Origin of the sequence: Streptomyces shenzhenensis (assembly GCF_021462265.1) — a bacterium.
Taxonomy (GTDB): domain Bacteria; phylum Actinomycetota; class Actinomycetes; order Streptomycetales; family Streptomycetaceae; genus Streptomyces; species Streptomyces shenzhenensis.
In genome coordinates, this window is sequence record NZ_JAJONF010000048.1 from 12,566 (window position 1) to 30,278 (window position 17,713).

General features: G+C 71.2%; 12 protein-coding genes and 5 pseudogenes. 9 read left to right on the forward strand and 8 right to left on the reverse strand.

Annotated elements, in window-relative coordinates:
- Positions 1–119: 119 nt before the first annotated feature.
- The 3 genes and pseudogenes from LQ326_RS38635 to LQ326_RS38640 form a co-directional block, all read right to left on the reverse strand.
- Complete coding sequence (locus LQ326_RS38635) at positions 120–1,394, reverse strand: copper resistance D family protein (protein WP_491074092.1); 1,275 nt, start codon at positions 1,392–1,394, stop codon at positions 120–122.
- Between the two features lie 181 nt (positions 1,395–1,575).
- Positions 1,576–2,073, reverse strand: a pseudogene (locus LQ326_RS49250) (copper resistance CopC family protein); the annotation flags it as partial.
- The gene (locus LQ326_RS38640) at positions 1,997–2,176 is read right to left on the reverse strand and encodes a hypothetical protein (RefSeq protein WP_234543750.1); all 180 of its coding nucleotides are present in this window, start codon (positions 2,174–2,176) and stop codon (positions 1,997–1,999) included. The gene LQ326_RS38640 and the pseudogene LQ326_RS49250, both read right to left, overlap by 77 nt.
- 1,493 nt (positions 2,177–3,669) lie before the next feature.
- Here LQ326_RS38640 and LQ326_RS38645 point away from each other — a divergent pair.
- The 5 genes and pseudogenes from LQ326_RS38645 to LQ326_RS38665 all read left to right on the forward strand — a co-directional run bounded on the left by LQ326_RS38645 (position 3,670) and on the right by LQ326_RS38665 (position 8,127).
- Positions 3,670–5,196 (forward strand): ATP-binding SpoIIE family protein phosphatase, encoded by a 1,527-nt coding sequence (locus tag LQ326_RS38645; protein ID WP_234543751.1) that lies wholly within the window; start codon positions 3,670–3,672, stop codon positions 5,194–5,196.
- Between the two features lie 154 nt (positions 5,197–5,350).
- Positions 5,351–5,896, forward strand: a pseudogene (locus LQ326_RS38650) (transposase family protein); the annotation flags it as partial.
- A 2-nt stretch (positions 5,897–5,898) separates the two neighbouring features.
- Positions 5,899–6,057 (forward strand): annotated as a pseudogene (locus tag LQ326_RS38655) (transposase); the annotation flags it as partial.
- 36 nt (positions 6,058–6,093) lie between these two features.
- Positions 6,094–6,564, forward strand: a complete 471-nt coding sequence (locus tag LQ326_RS38660) for a PP2C family protein-serine/threonine phosphatase (protein ID WP_372497065.1) — start codon at positions 6,094–6,096, stop codon at positions 6,562–6,564.
- Between the two features lie 339 nt (positions 6,565–6,903).
- On the forward strand, positions 6,904–8,127 hold the full coding sequence (locus tag LQ326_RS38665; protein ID WP_234543752.1) for a PP2C family protein-serine/threonine phosphatase: 1,224 nt from the start codon (positions 6,904–6,906) through the stop codon (positions 8,125–8,127).
- 740 nt (positions 8,128–8,867) lie between these two features.
- Here LQ326_RS38665 and LQ326_RS48505 read toward each other — a convergent pair.
- The gene (locus tag LQ326_RS48505) at positions 8,868–9,641 is read right to left on the reverse strand and encodes a transposase (RefSeq protein WP_234543754.1); all 774 of its coding nucleotides are present in this window, start codon (positions 9,639–9,641) and stop codon (positions 8,868–8,870) included.
- On the opposite strand from LQ326_RS48505, the pseudogene LQ326_RS38680 reads away from it, so the two are divergent.
- Positions 9,641–10,060: pseudogene (locus LQ326_RS38680) on the forward strand (flavoprotein); the annotation flags it as partial. The gene LQ326_RS48505 and the pseudogene LQ326_RS38680 sit on opposite strands and share 1 nt — an antisense overlap.
- Here the strand turns inward: LQ326_RS38680 and LQ326_RS38685 are convergent.
- The gene (locus LQ326_RS38685) at positions 10,050–10,145 is read right to left on the reverse strand and encodes a hypothetical protein (RefSeq protein WP_234543802.1); all 96 of its coding nucleotides are present in this window, start codon (positions 10,143–10,145) and stop codon (positions 10,050–10,052) included. The pseudogene LQ326_RS38680 and the gene LQ326_RS38685 overlap by 11 nt on opposite strands.
- 17 nt (positions 10,146–10,162) lie before the next feature.
- Here LQ326_RS38685 and LQ326_RS38690 point away from each other — a divergent pair.
- Together LQ326_RS38690 and LQ326_RS38695 are read left to right on the forward strand one after the other, a co-directional pair.
- Positions 10,163–10,453, forward strand: a pseudogene (locus tag LQ326_RS38690) (IS1380 family transposase); the annotation flags it as partial.
- A gap of 53 nt (positions 10,454–10,506) precedes the next feature.
- Positions 10,507–10,911, forward strand: coding sequence for a site-specific integrase (locus LQ326_RS38695; protein WP_372497064.1), 405 nt, complete (start codon positions 10,507–10,509; stop codon positions 10,909–10,911).
- Positions 10,912–11,100: 189 nt separating this feature from the next.
- Here the strand turns inward: LQ326_RS38695 and LQ326_RS38700 are convergent, their stop codons facing one another.
- A complete protein-coding gene (locus LQ326_RS38700) occupies positions 11,101–12,282 on the reverse strand; it encodes a magnesium and cobalt transport protein CorA (RefSeq protein WP_234543755.1) in 1,182 nt (393 codons plus the stop codon).
- A 191-nt stretch (positions 12,283–12,473) separates the two neighbouring features.
- On the opposite strand from LQ326_RS38700, the gene LQ326_RS38705 reads away from it, so the two are divergent.
- Positions 12,474–13,607, forward strand: a complete 1,134-nt coding sequence (locus LQ326_RS38705) for a winged helix DNA-binding domain-containing protein (protein WP_234543756.1) — start codon at positions 12,474–12,476, stop codon at positions 13,605–13,607.
- A gap of 288 nt (positions 13,608–13,895) precedes the next feature.
- Here LQ326_RS38705 and LQ326_RS38710 read toward each other — a convergent pair whose 3' ends face one another.
- Positions 13,896–14,687 carry a S1 family peptidase gene (locus tag LQ326_RS38710; RefSeq protein WP_234543757.1) on the reverse strand — a complete coding sequence of 264 codons (792 nt, stop codon included), beginning with the start codon at positions 14,685–14,687 and terminating at the stop codon, positions 13,896–13,898.
- A gap of 204 nt (positions 14,688–14,891) precedes the next feature.
- The gene (locus LQ326_RS38715) at positions 14,892–17,693 is read right to left on the reverse strand and encodes an AAA family ATPase (protein WP_234543758.1); all 2,802 of its coding nucleotides are present in this window, start codon (positions 17,691–17,693) and stop codon (positions 14,892–14,894) included.
- Positions 17,694–17,713: the final 20 nt, after the last annotated feature.

The following is a 17,713-nucleotide window of genomic DNA, read 5'->3' on the forward strand; positions in this document are numbered from 1 at the left end:
CGGACCCGGGACCGGCCCTGCCTGCCGGCTGCACTGCGCGCAGCGCTCCGCCGCGCCTGAATGTGTCGTCGGGGTGAAGGCTGCTTCACGAAAACCCCGAGCACCGTCAGGCAGGGGGCTCACTGCCGGATCGTCACGGTCTTTTCCACGGTGACCTGGTCGATGTCGGACACGCGGACGGTCGCCTTCATGGTCCAGGTCCCGGCGACCGGGAGGTTGAGGGTGTCGCTGCCCCAGTAGCCGTGTTCGTCGACGAGGCCCGCGTCCAGCGGGCCGATCCGCCGGTCGGTGTCCGTGAAGGCCAGGCGGAGTTCGGGGATGGTGACGGGGCTGTCGTCGGCACCGTAGACCAGGGCCTCGACGACGTTGCGGCCGGTCCGGCCCGGCGAGAGGCTGACCTGGACCTTGCCGCGCCCGACGAGGGTGTTCGCGCCGGTGTCGTACGGGATCAGGGTCAGGGAGATGTCGGGCTGGCCGGGCACCCTGCTGGCGGTGGCGGCGGTCTCGGCGTCGGCCCGGCCGGTCTGGGTGCCGGTCAGCAGGGTCGTGAGCGCGAGGACCCCCACACCGATGGCCGCCTCGGCCAGCACGGACCGGTGCAATCCGCGCCGGGGAGCCTGGGCGGTGAGGTCCTCCGGGTCGCCGCGCTCGGCCGGGGGAGGAGATCCGCCGTGACCGGCAGCGATCAGGACCCGTTCCTCCTCCGGCGCGGGCAGCAGCCGGGCCGTCCAGCGCCGGGAGTACGACGCGGCGAACAGCATCAGCAGCACGGCCCAGATCTTGAACGCGAGGATCCTGCCGTAGGGGGTGGTGAACGCCTCCCAGGAGCCGAGTCCTCGCCAGGACTGGTAGACACCGGTGGCGCTCAGCACGGCCACCGAGGCGAGCGCGATGCGGGAGAACCGGGCGACGGCGGCGGGCGGCAGCGGATCCTCGGCGGGGGCGCGGTGGAGGGTGACCAGCAGCGCGGTCAGGCCGCCCAGCCAGACCGCCATGGCCAGCAGGTGCAGTGCGGTGGAGGCCATGGCGACGGGCACCTGTATGCCGACGGCTGCGTGCTCGGCCGTCACCCAGGTCGCGGCCAGGCCCAGCGCGAGCCCACCGGCCGCCACGGCGACGCGCGATGTGGGCTCCGGCGGCCGGCGCCGCACCAGCGCGGCCACCGCCAGGAGCAGGACCAGCCGGGTCAGCAGGGCGATCCCCGGCCGGGTGCCCGCCGCTTGGCGCAGCGAGTCCACGTCGAGTATCCCGGCCGGTCCGTCACCGCTGTCGTAGGGGCCGCGCAGCATCACCAGGACGACGGTGGATCCCAGCAGGGCCCACCAGCCGATCGCGAACGGCCGGCGCACCAGCCGCATGGCCGTGGCGGACCGCCAGCAGGCCAGGACGAACACGGTGACGCCGATCAGCAGCGCCAGACCGGCGTAGGCGGCGTAGCGGCCGATGCCGTACAGCGCGTTGAATGGGGTCGACGGCCGGTGTGGCGGCGATGGTGGCGCGGGTCGCCGAGGGCTTTCCGACGGAAAAGGTGAACGCGCCCGACACGGCGTGGCTGTCCGCCGACACCACCCGCCAGGACACGGTGTAGGTGCCCTGCCCCAGGCCGTCCGTCAGGTTCACCTGGTCGGTGTTGCCCTTGCCGCCCGCATGGTGCGGACGCCCGGCGGTCACCGGACGGCCGTCCGGGTCGACCACCCGCAGCGAGTCCTCGACCAGGGTGACCGACTCGTCGAACGTCGCCGTGACCTGTTTCGGCGCCGTCTTCAGCACACCGCCGTCGCGCGGGTCGCTGCCGGTCAGCGTCGCGTGCGCCGACGCGGGTGCCGCACTGCCGAGAAGGACACCGGTGAGCAGGGCGACGAGTGCGATCAGCGAGCGGACCACGTGCCTGCCGTCGTTCACTTGTTCTCGCCTCACGCGGTTTCTCCGGTCTCCGGCTCCTGGTTCATCAGGATGTACGGACGCGCCCCGAACCCTGCTCACCCGAGGGAACCGTTCATCCGTTGCGGGATGTCGCGGTGGGCGTGCCCGTGGAGGTGGGTCCGGGCGGCTGGCCGATCGCGGTGGGCACACCGTCCGGCAGGACGTCCTCGGACTGCTGTGTGGTGCCCCCGTCGGGTGTGGCGTCGGGGAAGGCCGATCGGGTGGGTACGTGGGAGAGGGCGCCGATGGCCACGATGACGGCGGTGACAGTGGCGAGGATGCGGCCCGCCCGTCGCCGCTTCCCCTGGCCGTCCAGATCCCGCCGGCGAGCCGTCGGCCGTCGGTCCTTTGGGTCCCACAGATCACCGACGGCGTGGTCCTTGCGACTTGTCCCGGGGTTCGTACGCCGCCGCCCGGAACGCCCACCGCGAGCCCGTCGCCCCTGTCGGGCGGTGGCGGTCCCCTGCCGCTCGCTCCTGTGCGGAGGGTTCCCGAGGCGCGGAGGCCCGGATGGCCTGCTCGGTGTCGTCGAGAAATCTGCGCCATACGGCATCCGGGACGGTCACGCCGCTGTCCTCGTCGCCTGGTCTTCCCTCATCTGCCGGGTGCTCAGCGACCACTGGCTCTCATCTCCGTGCTTGGCTCCTCGACCGGTGGCCCATCCTGCCGGCGGGGGATTCTGCGGGAGAGCGGAGGGGTGGCGAGGAGCGCGTCTCGGGTCGGTCCCGTGGGGCCGGTCGACGGTCGGTGCACCGCCCGAGCCCGTATCCGTGCCGGTCACTCCTGTGCGGGCGCCGGGCGACCCGACCGCCGAGTCGGCCCCCGAGACGCAATCTTTGCATGATGCAAAATATGATGCCGGCACTTCGGAGAAGTTTTCCGTCCTGGGGCGCGCGGGTGTGCGGTCACCTCGGGTGAAACCCGGGGGCCGCCTCCAGTCGGACGAAGGGGGTCGCTCTTCCGATCTCCCGGTACCCGGTACCCGGTGTCGGTGCCGTCCGGCGTGAATCCCATGAAGGCGCACAGTCGGCGTGCCGTCAGGGGCGGCGGCGCGCATAGCGGGCCATGATCCCGGCGCCTTCACCCGGCGGGAGGAGGTGCGTCGTGGCGGCGTGCCGGCGGCTGCCCACCTCGGTCTCCGTGCGCAAGGCCCAGGTCAACCGCGATCGCTCCGGCCGCGGAGGTGGTCCGAGGAAGTCGGAGGGCTCACGGCGGGCGACGGGCATCGAGAAACCTCCGGTCCGTCGATCCTCGGGCCCGGCGGACCCGCCTGCGCCGGCCAGGCTTCCCGGCACACCAACCCGTCTTGAGGTTCTTTTTGTAATATATTGACTTTTCTGTGGTGTTCACAGTGTGCAGCCGCGCAGAAACCAGCCACGCGTCGGTCTGCGTCGACAGGGCGCCGTTGACAGCACCCGGTTTCCAGCGTCGGCGATGGGGTTGGACCTGATCGTCTCCGGCAGAACCCGTCCAGCAGCCCCTGCGGTCGCATCGGGCCTGCGCGCTCCCTCGACGGCCCCGCAACCTCGGGACCGGCCTGGAAGGGAGCATTCCGAGACCCACCAGCTACTCGCAGCAACAGACGCAACAGGGTAGTAGCCTGGCGATAACGGCCCGCGGGCGGTGCCGGCGGCGAGGCCCTTACGGGCACCGTGAATGCAGGTGGTCGGCCCGCCTGCCGCGCTGCACGGGGTGAGGTCGTCGAAGCGCCCGGTTGGCGGGTGCGTTGCGGATGGTGGTAGCCGGATGGGTGCACTCGTCCACAGTTCACCGCAACCGGACGGAAGCCGTCGGCTGCTCCTGATGCTGCCAGGCCTCGCGCTGGTGCTGGTCACCGTCGTCGTGCTGTTCGCGTCGCCGCACGGCCACTACGGGCTGCTGCTGGCCGTGGTGCCGCTGCTGGCCGCGGCTGTGCACACGGTCCACGCCACTGCCTTGCTGGGTGCGCTCACGGTCGCGGTGTACGCGGCGCTGTACGGTGCCCGCGCCGACGTCTGGGACGTGTGGGCGATCAAGCTCGGCCTGGTTGCCGGGGTCTGCCTGGTGGGGGTGCTGCTGGCCCAGGCCCGGTCGCGTGAGAGGCGCCTGAACGTGACTGAGGACGTGGCGTTGGCTCTGCAGCGGGAACTGCTGCCACGTGCTGTGCCCGCGCTGCCTGCCGTGGAGGTGTGCCACCACTATGTGCCGGCGGACTCCTCAGCGGGCGTCGGCGGGGATTGGTTCGATGTGATTCCGCTGTCCGGTAGCCGGGTGGCCCTGGTCATCGGCGATGTCGTCGGTCACGGCGTCCACGCCGCCGCCCTGATGGGGCGCTTGCGCACCGCCGTTCACACTCTCGCCGATCTCGACCTGGCTCCCGCTGAGCTGCTGGCCCGGATGAACGACCTCCTGGTACGCCTGGGTGAGGAGGATCCGGAGCGTGAGCCCGGTGCCACGCTGCTGTTGCTCGTCTACGACCCCGTCACTGGGGGATGCACCACAGCTGGAGCGGGGCACGCGCCTGCCGCGTTCCTGACAGCCGACGGCAGAGTCGAGTTCCCCCGGCTGCCCGAGACCCCGCCCCTGGGGATCCCGGCCACTGTGTTTGAGGACACGGAGTTTCACCTCGAACCCGGCACGGTCATCGCCTTGTACACCGACGGGCTGCTGGACCTGCGCGCCCAGGAGACCGACGACGCTCTCGCCGGCCTCGCCAGCGCCCTGGCCGCCCCCGCGGCTGGCGTACCGCTGGACCAGCTGTGCAACCGCGTGTGCGCCGCCACCCTCGGCTCCGGCCGCAACGACGACGACGTCGCCGTTCTCCTCGCCCGAACGCGACGCCTGAGCGAGGACCGTGTCGCGAACTGGGAGCTGCGGGCCGATCTTCAGGCCGCGGCCCACGCCCGCGCACTGGTGTCCGAGCAGTTGCGCCTCTGGGGACTTGAGTATCTGGTCTTCTCCACCGAGCTGATCGTCAGCGAACTTGTCACCAACGCCGTCCGGTACGCCGTTCCCCCCATCACCTTGCGGCTGATCCGCTCCCAGGTCCTGATCTGCGAAGTGAGCGACGGTACCAACACCTCTCCGCACCTGCGCCGGGCCCACAGTACAGACGAAGGAGGCCGCGGCCTCTTCCTCGTCAGCCAGGTCTCCGACCGCTGGGGGACCCGTCACCACCGCGACGGCAAGACCATCTGGGTCGAACAGTACCTTCCCTCTGGTCCCCCAGCCGCAGCACACTGCGGCCACGTAGCATCGCGACCAGCACCCCAGGCCCGTGGTGCCCTGACCTGACGCGGAAGCCGTGCAGCGCCCCGTTCGTGAAAGCGCTCAAGGGGCTGCCGGACCTGATCGGCCGCAAGAAAGGCCGGCGCCGGGGAGTGTCATGAATCAGGCTCTGGCCCGTAGTCGGTGGTGACGTCGAGTAGCCGCCCTTGATCATGATCTTGTGGTGGATATCAACTCCCTTATGGGACCGGTGTTTTCAGGGCTGTCGGTGCTGGTCGTCGAGGCTGTGGCGGACGGCGGCGACGCGGTGGTGGTCTCGGCCCGGACCCGGGACGTGGCGGTGCCGTGTCCGGTGTGCGGGACGCCGACGGCGAAGGTGCACGGTTATCACCGCCGAACGGTGAGGGACGTGCCGGTCGACGGCCGCCAGGTCGTCGTCCACTTGCGCGTACGGCGGCTGGCCTGTCCCGCCCTGGGCTGCTGGCGGCAGGCCTTCCGCGAGCAGATTCCCGGACTGCTGGAGCGCCATCAGCGCCGCACGGTGCGTCTTGTCGGGCAGATATCCCAGGTGGCGCGGGAGTTATGCGGCCGGGCGGCCGCACGCCTGGCCGGCCTGCTGGCCGTGCCCGTTTCCCGGAGTACCGCGCTGCGGCGCCTGCCGCTACCGGAGCAGGCGGTCCCGCGGGTGATCGGCGTGGACGATTTCGCTCTGCGCCGCCGCCACCGCTGCGCCACGATCATCACGGATGCCGAGACCGGCCGGCGCGCGACGGCACCGACTTCCCCACCGCCGCCCACCTCGCCTCCTACGCCGGACTCGCCCCGGCGACCAGGCCGTCCGGGACTTCGATCCACGGCGAACACGCGCCCAGAGGCGGAAACCGGCAGCTCAAACGTGCCATGTTCCACTCCGCCTTCGCCTGTCTCCCTCTTGCAGACATTGCCGATTACCTCGAACACAACTTGATTGAGGATGTCTCGGCAGCCGCTGCGATGCCGGGCGGCGCGGATCAGAAGCTTCTCCCCTTCCGTTACCCCGAGGGCTTCGTGACCGCGGCCGTGGTCGATCTGCCCGAAGACGGCGATCGGATCAGCATGGTGAACTGCGGGCATCCTCCCCCTCTGCTGCCGCACGACGGGCAGGTGGAGCCGCTCCAGCCGGCCGAGCCGTCGTTGTCGCTGGGCCTGGGCGACCTCGGAGATGGCTTTAGGCGCGTCGACACCGCTGCGTTCGGTGCCGGGGACACGCTCCTGCTGTATACGGATGGGCTGGTCGAGGCCCGTGATGCTGTTGGCGCCTTCTACCCCCTTGCCGAACGGATCCGGGCCAGGGGTGGTCCGGGCAGGCTCCCGACGAACTGCTGGAGTCCATCCGCAGCGACCCCCGCTCTGTCAGCCTTGGGTGAGACGCCCCGCTTCGCCGGGTTGGCCTGAGAGGGCCCGCCACCCCCGAACGCTTCGGCCGCCGCCCCCGACCGCCCCGGATACCCCAGCAGGCGTGGATCAACGACCCGGCCAAACGCGGGGAACCCGCACCACAAACCCCATGGCGTCACGACCGTCTCACTGGGCTTGAAATCTTCCGTTCGGCGGCGTCACGCGAGGGTAATGGTGGCTCGGCTGGCCGGGGCGTGGTTGACCAGACAGGATGTGGGGGGTGGAGAGAGGGCCCCGCGAGCCGCCTTGTCCTTCGTGTTTGTCCGATACCACCGGGCGCTGACGAGTGCGGTGAGCCGGATACGGGCGGGAAGAGAAGGCGAAAGAAGGCGGGCCATGGCAGACGGTGCGGTGGACCGGTCGGAAGGCTTCGGTGAGCGGCTGCTGGGGCTGCTGCTGGATCGGGCGCGGCTGCTGCCGCCGCAGCTGATTGGGCCGCTGATCGCGGAAGAGGTGGCCAGGATCGGCGGGCGTGATGTGTCCATCCTGCTCCAGGACTATGCGCAGGAGCTGCTGGTGCCGCTGCCGGGCAGGAAGCTGCACGTCAGCCAGCCTGAGCCGGTGGCTGATTCCCCCGCTGGCCGGTCCTTCCTGCGTGCGGAGGTCGTCGAGGTGAAGCAGGCCCATGGTGTGCGGATGTATTTGCCGCTGCTGGACGGCAGCGACCAGGTGGGAGTGATGGCCCTGACCATGGACGCCGTCGGCGACGACGACCGGTGCCTGCTGGGCAGGCTCGCCGGCCTGGTCGCCGACATGCTGGTCACCAAGAACGCCTACACCGACCAGTTCTTCCTGGCCCGGCGCCGGGAGCCGATGGGCGTGTCCGCGGAGATTCAGTGGGGCCTGCTGCCGCCGCTGACGATGTCCATTCCGCAGGTCGCGGTGGCCGGCATCCTGGAGCCCGCCTACCGCGTCGCCGGCGACAGCTTCGACTACGCCCTCAACGACAACATCCTGCACGTGGCCGTCATCGACGCGATGGGCCACGGCCTGGACGCCGCTGCGATGGCGACCATCGCCATCGGCGCCTACCGGCACGCCCGGCGCGTGTTCGTCAGCCTGGCCGAGAAGTACGTGTTTATGGACGAAGCCATCTGCCGACAGTTCGGGCCGGACCACTTCGTCACCGCCCAGCTGATGCATGTCAACGTCGCCACCGGTGAGCTGGAACTGGTCAATGCGGGTCACCCCGCGCCGCTGCTGATCCGCGATCGGCAGGTCGTGCGGCAACTGGAGAGTGCGACGACGCTGCCCGTCGGCTGCGGCGGTGAGGTGCCCCGGGTCAGACAGCACATGCTCCAGCGGGGCGACCGGGTGCTGTGCTACACCGACGGCATCATCGAGGAGCACGTCGACGGCGGGGAGCCGTTTGGCGAAGAACGACTCGTCCGCTGCATCAACCGCCTCGGGCAGGAGCCGTCACAGGGGGTGCGGGCGGATCTGCGCCACCTCTCCCACACGCTGAAGAGGGAACGCGGCGGGCTCACCAGCGACGACGCCACCCTCTTCATGATCGAGTGGCACGGCGGCGCCGCCGACCACCTCGCCGAACTCGACTGAGGATCCGGTCGCCCCACCGCCGGAAACCGGTGACTGCCGGATGCCACTCGAAAGGGGTGGCTCCCGTCACGTTGTCGATCCTGAACCTGCGGAGGTGTCCATCGTCTCCACGGACGGAGCAACGCAGTCGTGATCAACATGTTGGGGTGGCTCCCGCTCGCGCTGCCGAAAACAGGTGCCTATGGGTAGGGATCCACTGAGCAGGTGTGGAGTCATCCCGAGCAGGGGGTGGTCGTTTTCAAGGCTCTGTCCGCAGTTTCGTGAATGATCTCGTGGCGTGAAGCGGCGGATCATGTGCCGCGCAGTACACCACCGGGTCAGATCATGCGGGTGTCAGTGGGTCTACGCGTCCCAGCACGTCGGCGAGAGAAGTCCCGGTTCGTGCTGCTGTGATTCGACGCGCTCGCAACTGGGCCCGGGTACGGGGGCGGAACTTGGGGTCCTTGCCACAGCCGCAGGGTTCGCGGCCCTCATAACGCAGTCCGGCGGCCAGTACGGCTGCCACGACGGTCCACGCCTTGGTATCGCGGCGCCGTGGTGCCGCGAAGTCATGGCCGGCACAAGCCATGGGCTCGGGGCATCGGGGGCATCGGTGGCCGCCGGGCCCGGGGTGCCGCTTGAACGCGACGCGGCAGGGCGCGCACACGTAATGCAGCTTGCAGGGCTTCTCGGCGTAGTAACACACGAGGTGAACGTACCCGGCAATGTGGTGGCTGGCGAGGAGGTTTCCGTAGCGCGGCTCATGGCTGGGTGAGGATGCGGGTTCGCAGGAGTTCGAACGAGGCTCGGCCATACATAGCTCGCTTGAGCGTTTTCACCCGATTCACATGCCCTTCGACGACCCCGGAGCTCCAGGGCAGGGACAGTCCGGCGGTCACCGCGTCGAGGTCCTGGCGGAGGAAGCCGGCGAAGCCCTGCATCGGCTTCGGTGCGTCCTGCTCGGCCTGGCGGATCCACTCCAGCAGCAGGTATCCGCGCTGGTAACGGGCGAGATCGGCGAAGGCCCGGGGGAGATCGCAGGCCCGGGCGATGTCCGGGCAGGCGAGCCGGACTTGAAGCAGCCGCTCGTCCTGGGGCGGTCGGCGGCTCTCGGTGAGCGTCTCCCGGGGCCGCATGATCCAGGAGGTGATCTTGCGGGGGCTGGGGATGTCGGCCCGGACCGGTTCTGCGGTGCCTGCCCGGAGGGCGGCGAGGTGTTTGCGGACGACTTGACGGCTGCCGCGGTAGCCGCGCTCGCGGATCTCCAGGAACAGGCGGGTGCCGCCGACTTGGCCTTGTGCCTCCGTGAAGCGGGCATTGAGGTATGCCTTGAAAGGCTCCAAGACGCCATTGGGGCGGCGCTCGCGGGCGGAGGCCAGCAGTTCGTCGAGGTCGGTGTCGCGGAAGCGGCGCACGGTCTTGCGGTCGAGATTCAGACGGCGGGCGATGGCGCTGATCGTCCAGCGTTTCTCCAGCAGGCGGTGGATGTCCTCGTAGCGGTGGCGGGTGTGCTCGATGATCTGGGGGCGGGGCACTCGGTTTCCTTGATGCCGAGAGGGTCGAGGCACAGACCGGCTACCCGATCCGCTCGGCCTGGCGCTTGCCGGGAGACCCTTGTCCGCTGCCGCCTGCTGACGCCATCGCGGTCGCGCCGGCCACCTTCAACACGATCAACAAGTGGGCCGGTGGCATATCCGACACCCTGGCGCTGGCCATCCTTTGTGAGGCGTACGGTCTCGGCATCCGCACCGCGGTCCTCCCGTATCTGAATTCCGCCCAGGCCGCCCATCCCGCGTACCGCCGGAGTGTGGAGCGGCTACGCGAGATGGGCGTCCTGATCGGCGCGTACGAGCCTCACCAGCCGAAGGCCGGCGGTGGAGCGGACCGGTTCTGCTGGGAGGAGGCGTTGGAACTGCTCACACCCAGGCTGACCGCGCGGCCAGTTACGGGGTGAGCCGGTTCGGCCCGCGGAAGAGGAAGCCGGCCTCGCGGATGGAGTCCAGACCGAGCAGCACCATCAGCACTCGCCCGAGGCCGATGCCGAGCCCGCCGTGGGGCGGGCACCCGTACCGGACGCGTTCTCGCCGATGCCACCGGCCTGACCACGGCCTTCACGGACGTGCTGCGCCATCTGCGACCACGTGGCACCGGTCACGCCCCCGGCCGGATCGCAGTGGACTTGGCGGTGATGCCGGCCGATGGCGGGGAGGCGATCGCTGACCTGGCTCTGCTGCGGGACCAGGCCGAGGTGTTCGGCCCGGTCGCGTCCACCCCCACCGCGTGGCGACTGCTGGCGGGTATCGAGCCGGCCACACTCGGTGCTCTGCGCGCGGCCCGTGCCACCGCCAGCGGAAGAAGTTCCCGCTCATTCTCACCACGACGTACGGCAACGCCCTCCGCGTGAACATCTTCAACGTCGAGGTGTGGAAGCCCGCCCTGGCGGCGGCCGGCGTCGTCCCGGTGCGGAAGGCGGGGGAACGCTGGAAGGCCTCTCGCAAGGACGGTTTTCATGTGCTGCGGCACACCTACGCATCGGTCATTCTGGAAGCGGGCGAGTCCGTGGTCACCCTTGCTCGGTGGCTCGGCCACTCGATCCCCACCATCACCCTCGACTTCTACGCCCATTTCATGCCCGAGGCCGGCGGAAAGGGGCGCGGTGCCATCGACTCACTCCTCAGCAGAAGAGCCTGGGCCGTCCCGGCCGGGCAGTGGGCACGCTACGTGGACTCCTACGAGAAGAGGGGCGCAGCATATGCTGCGCCCCTCTTGGGCGTTCCGGCCCAGAAGTCTGGTTACCCTCCGTGATGTTCGGCGTATGTCGTTGATGCCGATGCGCGAAGGTTCAGCAAGACCGTTGACCCGCGGCGGGGAGAACCGGCCGAAGCGGAGCGCATCTCATTCTCCCCAGATTCTCCCCAGGGGCCTTGAGCAGGGCTCCTGGCGGTCGCGTCAGTAACCGTGAGGCCCTGGCGCGGATCCCTGTCGGCTGGTTGCTCAGAGCCAGTCCTTCCGCTTGAAGATGAAGTACAAACTAGTACATACGACCGCCATCAGGGCGATGGCGAAGGGGTATCCGAGTACCCAGTGCAACTCCGGCATCTCCCGGAAGTTCATGCCGTAGATCGTCCCGACCAGCGTCGGAGCGAACAAAATCGCCGCCCACGAGGAGATCTTCTTGATCTCCTCGTTCTGTTCGAAGCCCGCCTCCGCCAACGCTCGCATCTCCGCGTTCTGCTCCTGGGTGACCAGGGTCGCGTTGACCGTGAGGATTTCGGTGAGGGCCTGGCGGAAGCCGTCCACGCGTTCGCTGATGTGGGTGACGTGGTCGGCGACGTCGCGGAGGTAGCGCTGGAGTTCCTCGTCGGTCTCGTACTTGGTGAAGCCGGCCATCAGGCCGTGCAGCATCCCGACGAGCGGGCGGGTCGCGCGCTGGAACTCGACCATCTCACGGGAGAGTTCGTAGATACGGCGGGACACCGAGGGATCGCCGCGGAAGACCTCCGTCTCGATCTCGTCGATGTCGTTCTGCACGCCCTCGACGACCGGGGCGTAGCCGTCGACCACCGCGTCGAGTATCGCGTAGAGCACCGCCTCCGGGCCGAGCTTGAGGAGGTCGGGGGAGCCCTCCATGCGGTGGCGGACCGCCGAGAGGTCCGGGGCCGCGCCGTGCCGGACCGTGATCACGAAGTCGGGGCCGACGAACACGTGCAGCTCCGCGAAGTCGACCTCCTCCGGCGCGTCCAGATAGCGGGCGGCCCGCAGGACCACGAAGAGCGTGTCGCCGTACCGTTCCAGCTTCGGGCGCTGGTGTGCCTCCATCGCGTCCTCGACCGCGAGCGGATGCAGGTCGAACTCGGCGGCCAGGGACAGGAGTTCGTCCGAGGTGGGGCGGGCCAGCCCGATCCATGCCATGCCCGAGGGCGTCTCGCGCAGTTCGCGGTACGTCTCGGCGAGCGTCGACGGCGTCGACACGCGCACCCCGTCGCGGTACAGCGCCGCCGCCACGGTGCTCGGCGGCTCGGCGGGCTCCGCGGCCGTCGAGGATCCGGACTCCGGCGGCTCCGCGGCGGCCTGCTCCGCCGGCAGGGCGCGGCGCCAGACCGACCTTCTGGCGCCCCGGCCGTTCCTGCCGTTCGCGGAGTTCTTCGAGGCCGGGCTGGGGCGTCGCTCGGACATCGCGGCCGCCTCTCGGTGGAGCCTGCATCGGCGTGAGCTGTGTGATCCGCGTGGTTCGGGTGAGCCTGCGTGATCGGTGAGTCTCGTCGCAGGATATCCGGGGCATCCGGGTCCGGCGGAGGGAATCACGGACGGGATTCGGTGAGAGAAGCGGACAGGGGGTGTCCGCGTTCGGCGTTAGCGTGCCCGGCATGACGAAACAGCCCTTCGGCCCGGTCCTCGGCAGCCGCGCCCTCAACCGCGCCACCCTCGGCCGTCAGCTCCTGCTGCGCCGCTCACCATGGTCGGCGAAGGAGGCCGTGGCCCACCTGGTCGGCCTGCAGGCGCAGAACGTCAAACCGCCGTACTACGCCCTCGCCGCCCGCCTCGACGGCTTCGTCCCCGAGCAGCTCTCCCGGCTGATGGCCGACCGGGAAGTGGTCCGGATCGTCACCCTGCGGTCCACCATCCACACCCACACGGCCGCCGACGCGCTCACCCTGCGCCCGCTCGTGCAGCCCGCCCGGACCCGGGAGCTGACCGCCTTCCGCAAGGGCCTGGCCGGTGTCGACCTGGACCGGCTCGCCGCGCTCGCCCGGGACCTGGTCGAGGCCGAGCCGCGCACCATGGCCGGGCTGCGGGAGGCGCTGCGCGGCGAGTGGCCGGACGCCGACCCGGGGTCCCTCGCCGTCGCCGCCCGCTGCGTCCTGCCCCTCGTCCAGGTCACCCCGCGCGGGCTCTGGGGCCGGTCCGGGCAGGTCACCCTCACCACCGCCGAGCACTGGCTCGGCCGCCGCGCCGGGCCGTCGCCCGCCCCCGGCACCTCCGGTGCGACGGACGCCGCGGTCCTGCGTTACCTCGCCGCCTTCGGCCCGGCCTCCGTCAAGGACATGCAGACCTGGGCCGGTCTGACCCGGCTCCGCGCGGCCTTCGAACGGCTGCGGCCCCGCCTGCTCACCTTCCGGGACGAGAACGGCGCCGAGCTCTTCGACCTGCCCGACGCGCCCCGCCCCGACCCCGACACCCCGGCCCCGCCCCGCTTCCTCCCCGAGTTCGACAACCTTCTCCTCTCCCACGCCGACCGCACCCGCGTCGTACCGCCCGAGTACCGGGGCCGCGCCTGGCAGGGCAACCAGGCCTTCCCCACCCTGCTCGTCGACGGCTTTCTGGCCGGGGTGTGGAAACTGACGGGGGACGCCCTGGTCATCGAGACCTTCGGGGGGAGGAGCGGGACGGCGGAGCGGGCCGCGATCCTGGCGGAGGGCGAACGGATGCTGGCCACCTTGCACCCCGGCACGTCGTACGACATCCGGTTCGGGGCCGTCGTACCGGGGGCGGGCCGATGAGTGTTCGGTCCGCCCGGCCCGGCCCGGCACCGTCGCCGTCCCGCCAAGGCCGGTCAGCGTGACGCCGGCGCTGCCGATGAGGGACAGCCGGCGGCCGGACCCGGCGCACCAGGCCCCGCCGGGTTCCCGTGACCGGGCCGGGGGATCTCGGGGCCAGGCCGGGCAGCGGCGTCTGCCCGGGGACGCGATACCCGGGCCGGGACATGGATAGGGGGCGTTGCGGGCTGCTCGTGGAAGCCCGCAACGCCCCCTGGTCACTCACCTGAGGGATGCTCAGGAGTCTTCTGGTTACGAGTTGACCTGCGCGGCCACCAGGTTCGAGAAGGTGGTCAGCCGGGTGTAGACACCCGGGTAACCGGCCTCCGCGCACCCCTCTCCCCAGGAAGTGATCCCTGCCAGGACGCCCCCGATGAGCAGGGGACCGCCGCTGTCGCCCTGGCAGGTGTCTGTGCCGCCGGACGTGTATCCGGCGCAAACCATGTCGGTCTGGACGTAGTCCGAACCGTAGGAGCTCTTGCAGCTGGAGTCGGACACGATCGGGACGGTCGCGGTCCGCAGCTGGTTGGAGGAGCTGCCGTTCTCCGAGGTGGTGCCCCAGCCGAGGATGCGGGCCGTGGTGCCGGCCGCGTACACGCTGGTCTGGGAGGAGGTCACGTACGACGCCGGGGTGTACGACATCGACGTCGACAGGGTCAGGACGGCCACGTCGTCGCCGTTGGTGGCGTCCGTGTAGTCCGGGTTGATCCAGATCTTGCTGACGCGGCTCACCGTGCCGTTGGTGCCGTTCAGGTACGTACGGCCGCCGACCACGCGGACGCTGCTGGTGGACTCGCCCTCCATGCAGTGCGCGGCGGTCACCACCTTGGTGGCGGACACCAGGGTGCCCCCGCAGAACTGACTGCCGGACGCGTCCGTGATCTGCATCATGAACGGGTACGCGGTCGTCGTCGTCGTGGTACCGCCGACGACGGGCTGGGGAGCTGCTGACGCGGTGGGGGACGCGATCAGCGCGGTCGCCGCGGCGGCGGCGGTGGCCACCAGGGCTGCGGCGGTCTTTCTTGCGCGGTGGTGCCCGAACATGAGTCTCCTCAGTGGGGGTTGCCGGTGGGGGTCGCGCGGGTGTGGGGGGTGCAGCACGGGGGTCGCGGGACCGACCCCCGTATGCCCGGGCGAGCGGCACATCCATAAGCTAGGACCCGGAACCCCACCCTCCCAATGAGGGAACCCCCTAGGGGGATGGGGGAGGGAAAACCCTCGGTCCGCCTCAGTTAACCGGGAGCGCTCTCACTTCGCGCGCCGCCCCGCCGCCAAACGGACTATGTCCACGCGCGATCGGATGCCCAGCTTGCGGTAGACCCGGGTGAGCGTGGCCTCCACCGTCTTGACGCTGACGAACAGCCGGGCGGCGATCTCCCGGTTGGTGGCGCCCTCCATGACCAGCGCGGCGACCTGGCGTTCCACCGCGGCCAGTCCGTCCAGGGCGTCCAGCGCGGCCGGCGCCTCGACCGGCGGCTCCGGTGCCGAGGCGGCCTCGGCCACCTGCCGCAGCCACGGCAGCGCCCGGCACCGCCTGAACAGCCGGGTGGCCTCGTCGAACGCCGTGGGGGAGCGCCTCTCGCGCAGCGCGGCCCGCGCGAACGCGGCCCGCGCCTCCTCCAGGCCGTAGCCCAGTCTGGCGAACCGGTCCTGAGCCGAGGTCAGCTGGGCCACGGCGGCCTCGTGCTCCCCGTGCGCCGCCCGGACCAGCGCCTCGGCCCGGTCGAGCGCGGCCAGCACACTCTCCCGGCCGAGCCGGAGCGCGTGCCGGCGGGTGACGTCGATGACGTCCTGCGCCTCGGCGGGTTCACCCACCCGGACGAGTGCCTCGGCGAGGTCGCCCTGCCAGCGGCCGCGGGCCGGGTCGGTGATGCCGAGGCTCCGCTCCAGCTCCCGCACCCGGCGCAGCGAGCGCACGGTGCCCGCCGGATCGCCGGCCACCAACTGGGCGTATCCGAGGGCGCCCAGGGCCCGCGACAGGTACATCGTGTCGCCGTCCTGCTCGGCGTGCTCCACCGCCTCCCGGGCCAGTGCCAGGCCCCGGTCCACGTCGCCGCCGGACGCCTCGGCCAGCGAGGTGAGCATCGCGGAGGCGGTCTCACCGATCCCGGAGTCGTGGGCCAGGTGCAGGCCCTCGCGGGCCAGGTCGAGGGCCCGGCCGCAGTGCCCGGAGCGCAGTTCGGTCTCGGCGAGCCCGCGCAGGAAGTGCACCTCGCTCTCCACCTGCCCGCGTCGGCGCACCTCGCGCAGCAGCGCGGTGACCGTGGCCCGCGCCTCGGTCAGCTGGTCGCCCATCACCAGCCAGCGGAACCTGGCGCTGCCCGCCCCGTTGTGGTGGCAGGCCACGTTCGGGTCCTGCGGTTCCTTCAGGGCGCGCTTGATGGTGGCGGGCGCCCCCGGATGGCCCATCAGGGTCTCGACCTGGGCCTGGAGGGAGAGCGCGAGGAGTTCGGTGCGCCGGTCGCCGCCCTGCGCCGCGAGGTCCGCGGAGTGCGCCGCCGCCTGCCGGGCCTCGGTGAAGTCGCCGCCCACGATCAGCGCCCGCCAGGCCAGTTGGTAGTGGACCTTGCCGAGCAGCCGCGGGTCGTCACCGGCGTCGGCGAGGGCGTGCGGGAAGGCCGCGTCGACCTCGGTCATGGTGTGGCCGGCGGAGTCGATCACCAGGATCCAGGCCCGCACCCGGTCCGCCGGACGGGTGGCGTGGGTGAGCACCTCGCGGGCGATGTCCTGGGCGAGGTCGATCTCGCCGGCGCTGGTCGCGTCCTCGGCCGCCTGGAGCCGGCGCTCGACCGGGGTGGGCGTGTTGTCGGCGGGGGTGTGCCGGGCGGCGAGCAGGCCGATCTGCGCGGCCACCGAGGGGGCGCCCCGGTCCCGGGCCTCGGTCGCGGCCTCGGCGAGCCGGTCGGCGACCTCCGGGTCGGTGCCGGTGGTGGCCAGGGCCAGGTGCCGGGCCCGCTCGATCGGGTCGGAGGCGGCCGTGGACAGCGCCGCGTGCGCGGCCCGGCGTTCCTGCGCGGGCGCCTCCGCGTACAGCGCGGCGGAGATGAGCGGATGCGCGAAGCGTACGGCGGGACCCTCCGGCTCGGTGGCCAGCAGCCCGAGTTCGGCCGCCTGGGCGCACTCCGCCTCGGCGTTCTCCCGGCCGGCCGCGTGCAGCAGGGCCTGGGTGGGGCGGGCGCCGGCGCTGGCCACCAGCAGGGTGCGGCGGGCCTCGACGGAGAGCATGTCGAGGCGGCTGAGCACCAGGGCGCGCAGCGAGGTCGGCACCGGCAGCGGCTCGCCGGGGCGGGGCGGGGTCGGGTTCTCGGCGAGGGCGCGGCCGATCTCGAGGGCGAACAGCGGGTTGCCACCGCTGGTGCGGTGGATCTCCCGGACCGTGGACCGGGTCAGCCCGGTGTGGCCGCGGTGGTCGAGGAGCTCGGAGACCTGGTTGCGGTTGAGCGGGCCGAGGCGGACGGCGACGGTGTCCGGGGGCGACGAGCGTAGGTGACGGTCGTACTCCTGGCCCTCCGTGCGGACGGCGCTCAGCAGTTGGACCGGGGTGCCGCCGAGCCGGCGGGCGGCGAAGCCGAGGAGCTCGGCGCTGGCCGGATCCAGCCACTGGAGGTCGTCGGCGACGATCAGTACGGGCCCCTCGGCGGCCAGTGCGCGCAGCGCGGACAGCACCGCGAGGCGCAGGGCGAGTCCGTCGCGCTGAAGGGTCGACTCGCCGCGGCCGGTGAGCGCCGACTCCAGGGCGGTGCGCTGGGCGCCGGGCAGGTGGGCGGAGACGTCGTCGAGGACCAGACCGAAGAGGTCGGCGAGGGCGAGGAACGGAAGATGGGATTCTGACTCGGTGGCCGAGCAGCGCAGCACGGTGCGGGCCGTGCCGGCGTATTCCGCGTCCAGTGCCCGCAGGACGGTCGATTTCCCTATTCCGGCCGGCCCGTGCAGGAGGACGCTGCCGCCCGAGGCGAGCTGCTCCCGGGCGGCCGCGACCAGCTCCGCCCGGCCGATGACCAGGTCGGGGCGGCATCTGGCAGGCTCCTGGAAGTCCCGTCGCACGGTCACCGCTCCCCTCGTGTGTCGTG

Bases quoted from the DNA above. Each gene is read 5' to 3' on its own strand.
- LQ326_RS38645 (WP_234543751.1), top strand. From the start codon at position 3,670: ATGGGTGCACTCGTCCACAGTTCACCGCAACCGGACGGAAGCCGTCGG.
- LQ326_RS38710 (WP_234543757.1), bottom strand. From the start codon at position 14,687: ATGTTCGGGCACCACCGCGCAAGAAAGACCGCCGCAGCCCTGGTGGCC.
- LQ326_RS38665 (WP_234543752.1), top strand. From the start codon at position 6,904: ATGGCAGACGGTGCGGTGGACCGGTCGGAAGGCTTCGGTGAGCGGCTG.
- LQ326_RS38705 (WP_234543756.1), top strand. From the start codon at position 12,474: ATGACGAAACAGCCCTTCGGCCCGGTCCTCGGCAGCCGCGCCCTCAAC.
- LQ326_RS38700 (WP_234543755.1), bottom strand. From the start codon at position 12,282: ATGTCCGAGCGACGCCCCAGCCCGGCCTCGAAGAACTCCGCGAACGGC.